This window comes from Neobacillus sp. KR4-4 (assembly GCF_042136325.1).
In the GTDB taxonomy this organism is placed as follows: domain Bacteria; phylum Bacillota; class Bacilli; order Bacillales; family Cytobacillaceae; genus Neobacillus.
Genome location: NZ_JBHHJU010000002.1, coordinates 190,443 through 204,527 on the forward strand (window position 1 = coordinate 190,443; position 14,085 = coordinate 204,527).

Annotated in this window: 12 protein-coding genes; 3 read left to right on the forward strand and 9 right to left on the reverse strand. The window is 45.0% G+C overall.

Going from position 1 to position 14,085, the window contains the following annotated elements; all coding sequences use genetic code 11:
- Positions 1 to 56: 56 nt before the first annotated feature.
- Positions 57 to 1,244 (reverse strand): acetyl-CoA C-acetyltransferase, encoded by a 1,188-nt coding sequence (locus ACE198_RS02640; RefSeq protein ID WP_375374626.1) that lies wholly within the window; start codon positions 1,242 to 1,244, stop codon positions 57 to 59.
- A 248-nt stretch (positions 1,245 to 1,492) separates the two neighbouring features.
- Entirely contained in the window at positions 1,493 to 3,595 is a 2,103-nt protein-coding gene (locus tag ACE198_RS02645; protein WP_375374627.1) for a heterodisulfide reductase-related iron-sulfur binding cluster, read from the reverse strand.
- 187 nt (positions 3,596 to 3,782) lie between these two features.
- Between ACE198_RS02645 and cls the strand changes: the two genes are divergently transcribed.
- Together cls and uvsE are read left to right on the forward strand one after the other, a co-directional pair.
- The gene (gene cls, locus ACE198_RS02650; RefSeq protein ID WP_375374628.1) at positions 3,783 to 4,985 is read left to right on the forward strand and encodes a cardiolipin synthase; all 1,203 of its coding nucleotides are present in this window, start codon (positions 3,783 to 3,785) and stop codon (positions 4,983 to 4,985) included.
- Between the two features lie 77 nt (positions 4,986 to 5,062).
- A complete protein-coding gene (gene uvsE / locus ACE198_RS02655) occupies positions 5,063 to 6,028 on the forward strand; it encodes a UV DNA damage repair endonuclease UvsE (RefSeq protein ID WP_375374629.1) in 966 nt (321 codons plus the stop codon).
- 47 nt (positions 6,029 to 6,075) lie between these two features.
- Here the strand turns inward: uvsE and ACE198_RS02660 are convergent, their stop codons facing one another.
- From ACE198_RS02660 to speE, 5 genes are all read right to left on the reverse strand, one after another.
- Positions 6,076 to 6,255, reverse strand: a complete 180-nt coding sequence (locus ACE198_RS02660; protein WP_098571655.1) for an H-type small acid-soluble spore protein — start codon at positions 6,253 to 6,255, stop codon at positions 6,076 to 6,078.
- A gap of 124 nt (positions 6,256 to 6,379) precedes the next feature.
- Positions 6,380 to 8,050 (reverse strand): arginine--tRNA ligase, encoded by a 1,671-nt coding sequence (argS, locus tag ACE198_RS02665; RefSeq protein ID WP_098571559.1) that lies wholly within the window; start codon positions 8,048 to 8,050, stop codon positions 6,380 to 6,382.
- Positions 8,037 to 8,462: a YwiB family protein gene (locus ACE198_RS02670; RefSeq protein ID WP_257148404.1), complete on the reverse strand. Its 426-nt coding sequence runs from the start codon at positions 8,460 to 8,462 to the stop codon at positions 8,037 to 8,039. Before ACE198_RS02670 ends, argS begins: the two co-directional genes overlap by 14 nt.
- Positions 8,463 to 8,646: 184 nt before the next feature.
- The gene (speB, locus tag ACE198_RS02675) at positions 8,647 to 9,519 is read right to left on the reverse strand and encodes an agmatinase (RefSeq protein WP_098571561.1); all 873 of its coding nucleotides are present in this window, start codon (positions 9,517 to 9,519) and stop codon (positions 8,647 to 8,649) included.
- Between the two features lie 104 nt (positions 9,520 to 9,623).
- The gene (gene speE, locus ACE198_RS02680; RefSeq protein ID WP_098571562.1) at positions 9,624 to 10,451 is read right to left on the reverse strand and encodes a spermidine synthase; all 828 of its coding nucleotides are present in this window, start codon (positions 10,449 to 10,451) and stop codon (positions 9,624 to 9,626) included.
- Between the two features lie 243 nt (positions 10,452 to 10,694).
- On the opposite strand from speE, the gene ACE198_RS02685 reads away from it, so the two are divergent.
- Entirely contained in the window at positions 10,695 to 12,761 is a 2,067-nt protein-coding gene (locus ACE198_RS02685) for a transglycosylase domain-containing protein (RefSeq protein WP_375374630.1), read from the forward strand.
- A gap of 124 nt (positions 12,762 to 12,885) precedes the next feature.
- Here the strand turns inward: ACE198_RS02685 and ACE198_RS02690 are convergent, their stop codons facing one another.
- The gene (locus tag ACE198_RS02690; protein ID WP_375374631.1) at positions 12,886 to 13,395 is read right to left on the reverse strand and encodes a YwhD family protein; all 510 of its coding nucleotides are present in this window, start codon (positions 13,393 to 13,395) and stop codon (positions 12,886 to 12,888) included.
- A gap of 15 nt (positions 13,396 to 13,410) precedes the next feature.
- Positions 13,411 to 14,031: a site-2 protease family protein gene (locus ACE198_RS02695; protein WP_251459741.1), complete on the reverse strand. Its 621-nt coding sequence runs from the start codon at positions 14,029 to 14,031 to the stop codon at positions 13,411 to 13,413.
- Positions 14,032 to 14,085: the final 54 nt, after the last annotated feature.

The following is a 14,085-nucleotide window of genomic DNA, read 5'->3' on the forward strand; positions in this document are numbered from 1 at the left end:
CGGAAATGAGTCCGGCCTAGCATTTTTTATTTGGTATCTACTAATCTTAAAAACTATTATCCGCGCGGAACCTCGATCATCACCGCATCGCCCTGGCCGCCGCCGCTGCAAATTGCGGCAATTCCAAGTCCTCCGCCGCGGCGTTTTAATTCATGCATTAATGTGAGAATAATGCGTGCCCCGCTTGCCCCAATCGGGTGACCATAAGCGACCGCACCGCCATTAACATTGATCTTTTCTGGATCCAAGCCGGCAATTTTCCCACTGACTAAAGCAACCGCCGCAAAGGCTTCATTAATTTCAAATAAATCAACTTCATCTACTGTTTTGCCTGTTTTTCGTAACAGCTCATTAATGACAAGTCCCGGAGTTTTGGGGAAATCCTTTGCTTCCACCGCAACCGCCGCATGGCCGACAATCACAGCTTCAGCAGCACGGCCTTCGCGAGCCGCACGTTCTTCACTCATTAACACGATGGCGGCCGCACCGTCATTGACACCTGGCGCATTTCCTGCCGTAATCGTTCCCGTTGAATTAAATACCGGTGCTAATTTAGCCAAACGCTCTAAAGACGTATCTTTTCGCGGCGCTTCATCTGTCGCCACCACCACTGGAGCTCCTTTGCGCTGTGGAACCTCTACCGGAACAATTTCTTCCGCCAACTTCCCACTCTCTATCGCTTCAATCGCGCGCAGATGACTTCTAAGTGCCCACTCATCCTGTGCCTCACGGCTGATTTCCATATCTTGAGCCGCTTCGTTGCCATAAGTCCCCATGTGGACGCCAGTAAAGCTGCAGGTTAAACCGTCCTGAATCATTAAATCCTTCACCTGTGCGTCTCCCATGCGGAAGCCCCAGCGTGCTTTTGGAAGTACATATGGAGCATTGCTCATCGATTCCATCCCGCCTGCCACAATCACTTCCTCATCGCCGGCGCGGATGATTTGATCAGCCAACGTGACACTGCGCATTCCGGATGCACAAACCTTATTAATGGTTTCTGTTTTCACTTCCCATGGCAGTCCCGCATGCTTCGCCGCCTGACGCGATGGAATCTGCCCCTGTCCCCCTTGTAAGACCGTTCCAAGAATGACTTCCTCAACCTCTTCTGGCTTCACGCCCGCACGAACTAATGCCTCTTTTACCGCGATTCCTCCTAACTGTGAAGCAGTAAAGCTGCTCAAACCCCCTCCTAATTTTCCAAAAGGCGTTCTAACTCCGCTTAAAATAACCGTTCTTCCCATCTTTCACACACTCCCCTAATCATAATATTCAGATAAACTTTTATAAAAAATAATTCCGGTGACTGAACGCTCGCTCGGACACAAACAAAAAAGAAACGCAGTTCTCTGCTTTTTTAAAATGGTAATGTAAGCGTTTTATTTACAATTATATTTTACATAAAAAAGCGTAGAAGTTGAAATGTTTTACACAAAATTTTAAAAATTTTACGAATTAAATAAACAAATCAACTTCTACACTCCATCAAGACCTAAGCGACTTCACCACAAACCGCTTTTTCCAGCAGCTCTGCTACATCGTATGTTGATACCTTTTCTTCGACCTCTTTCGCCTTCGTTCCATCCGAGAGCATCGTTAAACAGTACGGACAGCCGGAGCTGATGACCGAAGGATTCACAGCCAGTGCCTGCTCGGTTCGAGCCACGTTAATGCGCTGCCCGGTTTCTTCTTCCATCCACATCAAGCCGCCGCCTGCACCACAGCACATCGCCTTCTCTCTGTTCCGCTCCATTTCAAGAAGTTTCACGCCTGGAATCGATTTTAGAATCTCACGTGGTGCATCATAGACATCATTATATCGCCCTAAATAACAAGAATCATGGAATGTAATTGTCTCATTTACCGCGTGTTTCGGTACGAGCTTCCCATCGCGAACCAGCTCATAAAGAACCTCGGTGTGATGGAACACCTCAACATCGGTTAAACCAAAATCAGGGTATTCATTTTTGAAAATATTATAAGCATGTGGATCAATCGTGACGATTTTCTTGACCTCTGCTTTTTCAAATTCCTCAATATTTTTCGTTGCCAGCTCTTGGAACAAGAATTCATTGCCGAGTCGGCGCGGTGTATCGCCAGAGTTCTTCTCTTTGTTTCCGAGGATGGCAAATTTAATGCCAGCTTCATTAAGCAGTTTCGCAAACGATAAAGCAATCTTTTGGCTGCGGTTATCGTATGAACCCATAGCACCGACCCAGAAGAGGTATTCAAATTCTTCGCCTGCCTTGTTCATTTCTTTCACAGTTGGTACATGAACATCCTCGCGGGCTTCCCGCCATGTTTCACGCTCTTTTCTATTCAAGCCCCATGGATTGCCTTGGCGTTCGATATTGGTCATCGCACGCTGCGCATCGGCGTCCAGTTTCCCCTCGGTTAACACTAAATAACGGCGCAAATCAATAATTTTATCAACGTGCTCGTTCATGACAGGACATTGATCCTCACAATTTCGGCAGGTCGTACAAGCCCAAATTTCTTCCTCCGTGATCACATCACCAATCAAGCTTGGGCTGTAGGCTGCAGCGGCTGCGGATTCCTTGGCGCCTTGGCCCGCTGACGCTAGGGCCAGTTGATTTCCCGTCGTATTCCCAAACGCAAAGGTTGGCACCCACGGCTGCTTAGAGGTAACAGAGGCACCATGATTGGTTAAATGATCACGCATTTTTACGATTAAATCCATTGGTGACAGCATTTTCCCTGTCCCCGTAGCCGGACACATATTTGTACAGCGGCCGCATTCCACACAGGCATAAAAATCGATCATTTGGTGCTGCGTGAAGTCCTCTAATTTTCCAACCCCAAACGATTCCTGGGTTTCATCTTCAAAATCAATCTTTTTCAATTTTCCTGGTTTATCTAAACGGTTAAAATACACATTCGCAGGTCCCGCAATTAAGTGGGCATGCTTGGATTGTGGTACGTACACTAAGAAGGTTAACAAGAATAATAAGTGCGCCCACCAGGCAATGTAGAAAATTACAATAGAGGCGGTTTCACCAATCCCTGAAAAAATAACTGAAATCAGCGAAGCAATAGGTTCAGTCCAAGACGTCCCTTCACCATGCCAAATAAGGCTCATTCCATTGCCTAGTAACACAGAAAGCATCAAGCCGCCGATGAAAATAAGAACCAGTCCCGATTTAAAGTTTCGTTTCAAGCGGACTAACTTTTCGACATACCGGCGGTAAAAAGCCCAGACAACGGCCACTAAAATCATCAGTGTGACGAGCTCTTGGAAAAAAGTAAACCCGGCATAAAGAGGTCCAAGTGGAAGATGTGCCCCCGGTTTAATCCCTTTGATAATAAAGTCAATGGCGCCAAATTGGACGAGAATAAATCCGTAGAAGAACATGACGTGCATAATCCCGCTTTTTTTATCCTTGAGCAATTTCTTTTGGCCGAACACATTGACCCAAATTTTGCGAAGCCGCTCTTTGACATTGTCATCGAACTCAACCTTTTTCCCAAGCTTAATAAATTCAATCCGGGTCTTGACTACATACACGAACAGACTGATTGCGTAAGCGGTTACAAAAAGAAACGCAATCAAGTTAACCCAAAGTAATCCATTCATAGTTATGCCCCTTTCCTTGTTATCCCCTAAAACGACTTTGAAAATAATTAATTTTCAGAATCTATACTTAACTCTATTATATTATGAATGAGCATTCAGTCAAATGATTTTTTGTTAAGTTGCGTTAACTTATAGAAAAGGATACTTTCGGTAAAACTAACGAAACTGATTGGAGGAAAGAACCCAGATGAATGTGGTACTCATGTTGAGCTTACTCCTTTTTCTCATCATTATTTGGATCGTTTTGGATTTTCATTTAGGTCGAAAGAAGCATCTTTCCATTGTCAGTAGAAGGGAAACGACCATTATTCATGGTGACATTGATATTTTTACGCATGGAAAAAAGTTGTTTGCCGACTATTTTCATGAACTTCGGAATGCAGACAAGCATATTCATGTGCTCTTTTATATTGTTAAAGATGATGCAATCAGTCAGGAATTTTTCTCGATTTTAAAAGAAAGAGCCCGTGCAGGGGTGGAAGTTCGGCTTCTCATTGACCGCCTTGGCAGCTGGAAGGTTAAAAAGGCGGTGATCCAGTCATTGCGTGAGGAAGGCATTCGCTTCGCTTTTAGCAATCATATTAGACTTCCCTTTCTGTTTTATTCTTCTCAGGTCAGGAATCACCGTAAGATTACGATTATTGACGGGGAAATTGGCTACCTCGGCGGCTATAATGTCGGCAAGGAATATATCGATGAAGATCCTTCCTTGGGGATTTGGCGCGATTACCATTTGAAAATTACCGGACAGAGCGTTAATTTTTTGCAGACGGAGTTTTTAATCGATTGGCGCGAATATGCGGGTGAGGATCTTATGAAGGATTCAGCTTATTTTCCTGTCTTGGCTGACGGTCAGGTTCGCCACCGATTTGTTCCGACAGAAGCCCAGCAGTTAGAACAAAATTATCTCACACTCATCCATCAGGCAAACGATTCGATCATCATTGGTTCGCCCTATTTTATCCCCTGTCAAAAAATCTTAGCGGCGTTACTCACTGCCTTAAAGCGCGGCGTTCATCTTAAGGTGATCGTTCCGTATGCAGCTGACCATCTGTTGGTCCAAGAAGGCTCGTTCCGCTATTTACGTAAGCTGATTCGAGCAGGTGCTGATGTTTTTCAATATAAAAAGGGTTTTTACCATGCGAAGACACTTGTAATTGATGACAAAATTTGCGATATCGGCACGGCTAACTTTGATAAAAGAAGTATGTATTTAAACAAGGAAATCAATTGTTATATTTATGACCCGGCCTTTATTGGACGTTTGATGGAGATTTTAGAAAAGGATATTGAGGACTCTGTTCCGCTGACTTTAGCGGCCCTAAACAAACCAAATCCGGTCCGTAAAATCAAAGAAGGCATCGCAGCGATCGTATCCTATTTTCTATAAGGTCTGTTGATTTCCGCTCCAATCAACATGGTTCCAAATTACCTTTTACAATGCCTTTTATTAAAGGAGTTATTTTTATGAAGATTCGGTTTGGTTATGTTTCACATGCGATTAGTTTGTGGGATGCTTCGCCGGCGAAGACGCTGACGTTTACTCGGTATCAGCAGCTAAACCCTGAGGAGCGCATGGAAAAGCTGCTTGAGGTAACGAGGCAGAACTTGAATCATACCCTGCGCATGCTCTACTACAATCTTGCTCATGAACTTGAACTGTATCGGATGTCGAGTTCGATCGTCCCGCTCGCGACCCATCCGGAGGTGAACTGGGACTTTGTGACTCCTTTTCGCACGGAATGGCTAGAGATTGGCGAGTTGGTGAAAAAAAAGAAATTAAGGGTCAGTTTCCATCCGAACCAGTTCACCTTGTTCACCTCACCGCAAACGAAGATTACCGAAAACGCGGTGGTCGATATGCGTTACCATTATCGTATGTTTGAAGCAATGGGCCTTGAGCAGGAAGGGCTGATTAATATCCATATTGGTGGTGCCTATGGTGATAAACAAAAAACTCTACCGCGCTTTCATCAAAATTTAACGACACTGCCTGCGCCCATTAAACAGGTTATGACATTAGAAAATGACGATAAAACGTACAATGCCGAAGAAACGTTAGCAGCCTGTGAAAAAGAAGCCATCCAGTTTGTGTTCGACTATCACCACCATATGGCCAACTTGTCCAAGACTTCACTCGAGGAACTGCTGCCGCGGATTTTCCGAACTTGGGAGCATGGGCATGGACCGCACGGCATCCCGAAGGTCCATATTTCCTCCCCAAAAAACGAGAAGGAATTCCGTTCCCATGCTGACTTCGTGGATCCGGAATTTATCATGCCGTTTTTGAACATGGTCCGCGAAATCGGGGCTGATGTTGATTTCATGATCGAGGCCAAAGCAAAGGATCAGGCGGCACTGAAATTAATCGAAGATCTGAGTAAGCTTCGTGGGTTTAAGCGGATAAGCGGCGGTGCGGTCGAGGTTAAATAAAAAGGCCATATAGAAAGAGTCTTCGAACACGCTCGAAGACTCTTTTTTTATTCCTCAATTAAGTTCATAACAGGAACGTCACGCTCATTGTCCGGATCATTCCGTGAATAAATTCTCGCTACTTTTGCCGCCTCATCCACATGTTGAATAATCACTGGCGTTCCCTCGTAGGTAACATGAATCATATCGGCCGATTCAGCAATTTCCTTGGCTCGTCCCACATTCATTGGTCTCATCCACTCCCTAGTTTTCATATCCCTACTAGTATTTGACAACAATTTGGTACTATTAATTTTTATGGACAAACCCATGAAAAAAGCCCCCTTACCGAAGTAAGAGAGCCATCAACATTTACATTTTTTCCGGAGCGGAAACCCCAATCAATGCCAGCGCATTGCGGAGCGTAATTTGCACAGACCGCACCAACCCGAGGCGCGCCTTAGTGCGCTCGATATGTTCAAGATCAAGCACCTTTTCTGCATTATAAAAACTGTGGAACGTCGACGCCAATTCTACGATATAGTTCGTAATCCGGTGTGGGACGCGCTTCACTGCGGCCTCCCCTACAGCTGCCGGGAATTCCCCAATCTTCTTCAATAAATCCATTTCCTTCTCTGATGTTACCAACGAAAAATCCGCATTTGCCGTCACTTGAACACCCTGCTCCTCTCCGGAACGCAAGATACTAGAAATCCGCGCATGGGCATAGTGAGCATAATAAACAGGATTCTCATTCGATTCCGACACTGCTAAATCCAAGTCAAAATCCATATGCGTATCCGAGCTGCGCATCGCAAAGAAATAACGCGTCGCATCGAGGCCGACCTCATCAACCAAATCACGCATCGTTACGGCTTTACCGGTCCGCTTACTCATCTTCATCTTCTCGCCATTTTTATAAAGGTGAACGAGCTGAATAATTTCCACCTCAAGAGTTTCACGGTCATAACCCAACGCCTGAAGCGCTGCTTTCATCCGCGGAATATAGCCGTGGTGATCCGCACCCCAAATGTTAATTAGCTTTTCAAACCCGCGGTCCAGCTTGTCCTTGTGATAGGCGATATCCGGTGTCAGGTACGTATATGAACCATCCTGCTTAATCAGCACCCGGTCTTTGTCATCGCCGAATTCCGTCGAACGGAGCCACGTCGCACCGTCTTCCTCATACACATACCCACTCGCACGCAGCGCCGCCAAAGCCTCATCAATTTTTCCATTCTTATAAAGCGAAGTCTCTGAATACCAAACATCAAATCCAACACGGAAATCCTCAAGATCCTGCTTCAGCTTCGCCATTTCATATTTCAGACCGTACTCACGGAAAAACTCTTGGCGCTCGTCTTCGGACACATGCACATACTTGTCCCCAAACTCCTCGGCCATCGTTTTCCCAATGCCAATAATGTCCGCACCGTGGTAGCCGCCCTCCGGCATCTCTTTTTCCAAACCTAGAGCTTGGAAATAACGCGCCTCCACCGACAATGCAAGATTATTAATCTGATTTCCCGCATCATTAATATAATATTCACGCGAAACATCAAAGCCCGCCTTGTCTAGAATATTACAAAGCGAGTCACCCACCGCCGCACCGCGGGCATGTCCAAGGTGCAAGTCACCCGTTGGATTCGCTGACACAAACTCGACCTGAATCTTCTGGCCGCCGCCAACTGTTGTTTCCCCGTACTTCTCCCCAGCATTCAGCACTGTCGGAATCAGTTCAGTTAAATAACTATTATTCATATAAAAATTAATAAATCCTGGACCAGCAATCTCGATTTTTTCAATCGATGCCTTCGAGTGATCGATATTCGCAAGCAGGGCCTCCGCAATCACACGCGGTGCTTTCTTTGCTACACGAGCCAGCTGCATCGCCATATTCGTTGAATAATCGCCGTGCGCCTTCTCCTTTGGTGTTTCCAGAATCACATCCGGAATTTGTTCCTCAGACGCCAGTTCCGCCTTCAGCACTGCCGCCCGAATCTCTTCTTTTAATTTACTTTGTACTTGTTCAACTATGTTCATTGTTATCCTCCTGAAAGGTAATTTCCAAATGGTATGTACCAGCAGGCTTCCCCTGCATCGAAAAATCATAAAGAATGTCAATCAAACCATCAGCATGCTCAATCCGTTTAGCCAGCGTGATCGTCTCAAAGGACCCAAACGGCATTTCATAACTGCCGCGCAGCTTCTTATGCAAGCGAAACGGCAAGCGCATCTTCACGGCACCACCGCGCAAAATCAGTGCCTCATCATCAGCCACCTTCACAATCGTCCGGACAGTGCCCTCATCCTGCACTTCTTCATACTTAAGAAACGAAGCACCGTCTTTTTCAAGATAGCGGCCAAACACCGCCAGCTCATACACTTCCTTGCCCCCCTGCTGATGAATCGTCGTTTTCACATTAATTTTCATCGGAATTTCAATCGTAGACAAACCTAATGGCACTTCCCTTTTTTCTTTTTTAAAAAGAATCTCTTTCATTCTTTGGAATGGTTCTAGTCCTCATAATTGACGTATCTGCTCTAATGCATACTTTTTCTATTATAAACATTGCTGGTGAACAAATCAAAAAATGCCTGACATCAAAAGTGTCAGGCACCAAAAACCACTTTTCTGTTTATTTCACCCATCCGAGGAGCATTTCACGGATTAACTTACTAGCGGTATTCGCTGTTTGCTCGGATGGATCATAAATCGGTGCCACTTCGACAAGGTCACCGCCGACGACGTTCACCTCGGAACGAGCAATCGCATGAATAGAAGCAAGCAGCTCTTTCGAGGTAATACCGCCGCAATCCACCGTTCCTGTGCCTGGTGCGTGCGCTGGATCAAGGACATCGATATCGATTGTCACATAGACCGGACGGCCAGCAAGTGTTGGAAGGATTTCCTTTAACGGCTCGAGCACTTCAAATTTAGAAATATGCATCCCATTTTCCTTCGCCCACACGAACTCTTCCTTCATCCCGGAACGAATCCCGAACGAATAGACGTTGCTCGGTCCAATGTGTTCCGCAATCTTGCGGATTGGGGTCGAGTGCGATAACGGTTCACCTTCATATTCCTCACGCAAATCTGTATGTGCATCAAAATGGATAATCGCTAAATCTGGATATTTTTTATACATAGCTTTCATAACCGGCCATGAAACTAGATGCTCTCCGCCCATACCAAGCGGGAACTTGCCTGCAGCAAGGACTTGGTCAACAAAGTCTTCAATCATGTCGATGCTCTTTTGCGGATTTCCGAATGGAAGCGGAATATCGCCTGCATCATAGTATTTTACCTCTTCTAACTCACGGTCAAGATAGGCACTGTACTCTTCTAAACCGATCGACACCTCGCGGATGCGGGCCGGACCAAACCGTGAACCCGGGCGGTAACTAACCGTCCAATCCATCGGCATCCCGTACAATACAACCTGACTCTCCTCAAAATTCGGATGACTCTTAATAAACACATTTCCTGAATACGCCTCATCAAAACGCATCTATGTATCCCTCACTCTCTATCTAGTACCTATTACGGTTCCTTAAATGATTATTGACGACCCTATGACCTCTTTTTCCCATCTTCGGTCGTTAAGACCATCTATCACTTCACCAAATCCCCAACAAATTTCGGCAGCACGAAGGCGGCTTTGTGCAGTTCTTTGGTATAGTATTTGGTTTCAATCTCATGGAAGCGGTCTTCGCTTACTTCTAATGGGTCATATTTCTTTGAACCGATTGTGAATGCCCACAAGCCGCTTGGATACGTTGGAATATTCGCGACATACAAACGTGTAATCGGGAAGATTTCGCGAACATCGCGTTGGACATTACGAATCAAATCCGCTTTGAACCATGGGTTATCAGACTGCGCCACAAAGATGCCGTCTTCCTTCAACGCCTTCGAGATTCCTGCATAGAAACCTTTAGTAAATAGATTCACAGCTGGACCGACTGGCTCAGTAGAATCGACCATAATCACATCATACTGATTATCACTGTTCGCAATGTGCATAAAGCCGTCATCCACCTGAACATCGACACGCGGGTCATCGAGCATGCCAGCAATCTCCGGCAAAAATTTCTTGGAGTACTCAATAACTTTGCCATCAATATCAACAAGCGTCGCTTTTTTCACGCTCGGGTGCTTTAACACTTCACGAATGACACCGCCATCGCCGCCGCCGACCACTAGGACATTCTCCGGATTCGGGTGTGTAAATAACGGAACATGTGCCACCATTTCATGGTATACAAACTCATCACGGACCGATGTCATCACCATGTCATCTAAAAGAAGCATATTGCCCCACTCTTCAGTTTCAATCATATCCAGCTTTTGAAACTCAGTTTGTTCTGTATGTAAGGTTTTATTTACTCTCATCGTGATTCCAAAATGTTCAGTTTGCTTTTCTGTAAACCAAATTGACATGCTTACCGCTTCCTTTCAACTGATCTCAGTTTTATACATACCAAGTAATCATTCAATTTTATAGTACCCAAACCATTGAATTACAAACACAAGAAAAAGTCTAGCAAAATTTAAATAAATAAACCAATAAATGTTTAAAAAGACTCTATTTTTTCAATACTATTACTATCTAATTTTTTAAAAACTGGAAAAAACGAGGCTGGCAAAAGCGCCTCCGCATTTCAAAAAGGGGTGGTGAACATCATGGAAATCATGACGGATCAAGGGTTTCGAAAGACCATTAAATATTTACGGGCAGTTATTATCATCAGTTTGATAGGCATGGTTTGTATGCTTATTCTCTTCCTCGGAATTCTTGCCTATGCAAAAATTCTAGGAGCACCACCGCTCGCTGTTCCGCAATCCACCTTACTCTTTGCAGATGACGGGACATTGATTGGCGAGAGCAACAGCGGACAAAAACGGTATTGGACCAATTTGAAGGATATTTCACCGGATTTGGTTGATGCGACCATCTCCATTGAAGATAAAAATTTCTACGAGCACCATGGCTTTGATTTTAAGAGAATCGCTGGTGCGCTGCTAGCCGATGTCCAAGCCCTTTCAAAAGTACAGGGTGCAAGCACAATCACTCAGCAGTATGCGCGAAATCTATTCCTCGAACATGATAAGACGTGGACGCGGAAGCTGCACGAAGCTTTTTATACCATCCGCATCGAGATGAATTATTCCAAAAAAGAAATTCTTGAAGGCTATTTAAATACGATTTACTATGGCAACGGTGCCTATGGGGTAGAGGCAGCCAGCCAATATTATTTTGGAAAAAAGGCAGCTGACTTGACGCTTGCTGAAGCAAGCATGCTGGCGGGGATTCCAAAAGGTCCGGGCATTTACTCTCCGCTGGCCTCAATGGAACATGCGAAAAGCCGTCAAGCGATTATTTTAAAAAGTATGGTATCTAATCATTACATCAATAAAAAGGACGCCCTCGATGCGGCGATGCAGCCTTTGACCATCGCAGGTACTCACAATAAGCAAAAAGTGAAGGTTGCCCCTTATTTTCAGGATGCCGTCAGAAATGCTTTGAAAAATCAATTGCATTTAGATGACCGCACGATTGCCCTCGGCGGATTAAAGGTCTATACTACGCTGAATCGCAAGCAGCAGGAAGCAGCAGAAAATCAAGTTCATAAATATGTAGCGAATCTATCAGAAATTCAAGTCGGTCTTGTTGCGATGGATCCCAAAAACGGCTATGTCAAAGCGATGGTCGGCGGCCGGGACTATGAAAAAAGTCCCTTTAACCGTGCCGTTCAAGCCATCAGGCAGCCTGGTTCAACGATCAAACCGCTTCTTTACTACGCGGCCCTTGAGCAAGGCTTTACACCATCATCGACGATGCGCAGTGAGTTTACGACCTTCCATTTTGATGATGGCCAGCCGGACTATACGCCGCATAACTTTAACAATAAATATGCCAACGGGGAAATCACCCTCGCTCAGGCTCTTGCTGTCTCCGATAATATTTTTGCCGTCAAAACGCATTTATTTTTAGGAGAAGAGACTTTGATCGAGACGGCGAAGAAATTCGGGCTTTCTTCAAAAATGGCACATGTACCGTCCTTGGCATTGGGGACTTCTGGTGTTCGCGTCATCGAAATGGCAAATGCTTATAGTCTGTTTGCTAATGGCGGGAAAAAGGTTCACCCAACCTTGATTACGAGAGTGGAAGACTACAATGGCAACGTGATTTATGAAAAAGAAGAAGAAACAGAAAAGGTGTTAGACCCAGCTAAGGCGTACGTGATGACGCAAATGCTGACGGGGATTTTTGATCCAAAACTTAACGGATATGCAAAAGTCACAGGCAGCACGGTCATCAATGATATTACCCGGCCTTATGCAGGAAAATCGGGCTCAACTGAAACCGACAGCTGGATGATTGGCTACTCCCCGCAGCTCGTGACAGCGGTTTGGGCAGGCTATGATATGGGAAAACCGATTGAGTTGGTAGCTGAAAAGACGTATGCGAAAAATATTTGGGCCAATTTTATGGAAGAGGCCCTCAAAGGCAAGCCAGTCAAGGCATTTAAGGCACCGAAGGAAGGGGTCAAAGGGGTATATGTCAACCCCGAGAATGGCAAATTGGCGACCAAGGATTGCCCGGTGCGCCGCTTCACCTACTTCGTCAGCGGTACCGAACCAACGGAATATTGCACCGAACATCTAGGCAATCACGAGGCACTGCCAGAGAAACATAAGAGCACGAAGAAAGTTCCTTGGTATAAGAAAATTATGCCGTGGACTTAGAAGAATACTTTATTAAAATAGAAAAGCTCCGGAAACTTCCGGAGCTTTTCTTGTCCTAGTAATACATTGTTTTTACACTCAATATGATACTATAATTTTCAAAAAAATTACAAGCATTAATTTCCTATTTTGCCAATAAACCCTGTTTGAGTTCATCCGTTGAGTTGTCCCACAAAACTTGATTATGATTACGTAAGAATTCCGCTAATACCCTTTTCGAATTCTCATCCATATCGTCGACAATGATCTGACGCTTCAGCGACTTATCCATGCGGTTGACGTGCTCGGGCAAGGATTTGTAGCCGCGCCGGATTTCGCGGTCAACGGTCATGAAGCAGGCCGTCACACCCGCGTAGTATGGGCCTTCTTCGTTGCGGTCAATCGTTACCCACACAAGCCAATACGGTTTTCCGTTCGGCACCTCTTCTTGATTTTTCAAAAATTTAATGCCCTTTTCCACGACGCTGCGGGCATGCATGGCACCGACATCAATCTCCGCTTCGCCAGCGTCGACATCAATGATGACAGGTGACACATTATCAAGACTCAAAGCACCTTTACCAAAGCCTTTATGGCCATCGGTCGGATCACTCTTGATGATATTAAAACCAAGCTTCTTTTTATTTTCTTCCATTAAATTCAAAACCTCCTAAAAAAACAACATCCTGAAGAATTGACTTAACCCATCCCATACCCACGGAATGACAACCGCAAATATAGGTTCGATCGTATAGCGATCAAGCGGGGTAAACACTAAAATTAGAAAAATCAACCCGCCATACTGTTCATATTGCGTCATTTTCGCGCGCACATGGTTCGGCGCTAAGTCCTCAATGATCCGGTACCCATCGAGCGGCGGGAATGGCAGCAAGTTAAAGATAAACAAAACAATATTAAGGCGGATAAAGATTTCCAGAAAATCATAAAAACTTTCAGACGGGGCTGCACCGAAACGGCTTAACCCGAATGCGACAACAAATCCGAGTGAAGCTAAAATCAGATTGCTGAGCGGCCCGGCAACAGAAACAAGAATTCCAGCAAGACGAGGCTTTTTAAAGAAAAAGCGATTCACCGGTACCGGACGGGCCCAGCCGAAGCCGGCAATAAATATTAAGATCGTGCCGATTGGATCAAGGTGTTTGAGCGGATTTAACGTCAACCGGCCTTGTTTTTGTGCGGTCATGTCACCGAATTTATAGGCAACGAACGCATGGGCAAATTCATGAAACGTAAAGGCAATCATCAGGGTAATTGCCAAATAAGGAATCATGCTTAACGGATAGGCAAGAAAATTAAAATTTTCCAACACCATATCTCCTTCCAT

Excerpts from the sequence above, each read along its gene's own strand:
- ACE198_RS02640 (WP_375374626.1), bottom strand. The coding sequence starts at position 1,244 with ATGGGAAGAACGGTTATTTTAAGCGGAGTTAGAACGCCTTTTGGAAAA.
- ACE198_RS02645 (WP_375374627.1), bottom strand. The coding sequence starts at position 3,595 with ATGAATGGATTACTTTGGGTTAACTTGATTGCGTTTCTTTTTGTAACC.
- cls (WP_375374628.1), top strand. The coding sequence starts at position 3,783 with ATGAATGTGGTACTCATGTTGAGCTTACTCCTTTTTCTCATCATTATT.
- uvsE (WP_375374629.1), top strand. The coding sequence starts at position 5,063 with ATGAAGATTCGGTTTGGTTATGTTTCACATGCGATTAGTTTGTGGGAT.
- ACE198_RS02660 (WP_098571655.1), bottom strand. The coding sequence starts at position 6,255 with ATGAATGTGGGACGAGCCAAGGAAATTGCTGAATCGGCCGATATGATT.
- argS (WP_098571559.1), bottom strand. The coding sequence starts at position 8,050 with ATGAACATAGTTGAACAAGTACAAAGTAAATTAAAAGAAGAGATTCGG.
- speB (WP_098571561.1), bottom strand. The coding sequence starts at position 9,519 with ATGCGTTTTGATGAGGCGTATTCAGGAAATGTGTTTATTAAGAGTCAT.
- speE (WP_098571562.1), bottom strand. The coding sequence starts at position 10,451 with ATGTCAATTTGGTTTACAGAAAAGCAAACTGAACATTTTGGAATCACG.
- ACE198_RS02685 (WP_375374630.1), top strand. The coding sequence starts at position 10,695 with ATGGAAATCATGACGGATCAAGGGTTTCGAAAGACCATTAAATATTTA.
- ACE198_RS02690 (WP_375374631.1), bottom strand. The coding sequence starts at position 13,395 with ATGGAAGAAAATAAAAAGAAGCTTGGTTTTAATATCATCAAGAGTGAT.
- ACE198_RS02695 (WP_251459741.1), bottom strand. The coding sequence starts at position 14,031 with ATGATTCCTTATTTGGCAATTACCCTGATGATTGCCTTTACGTTTCAT.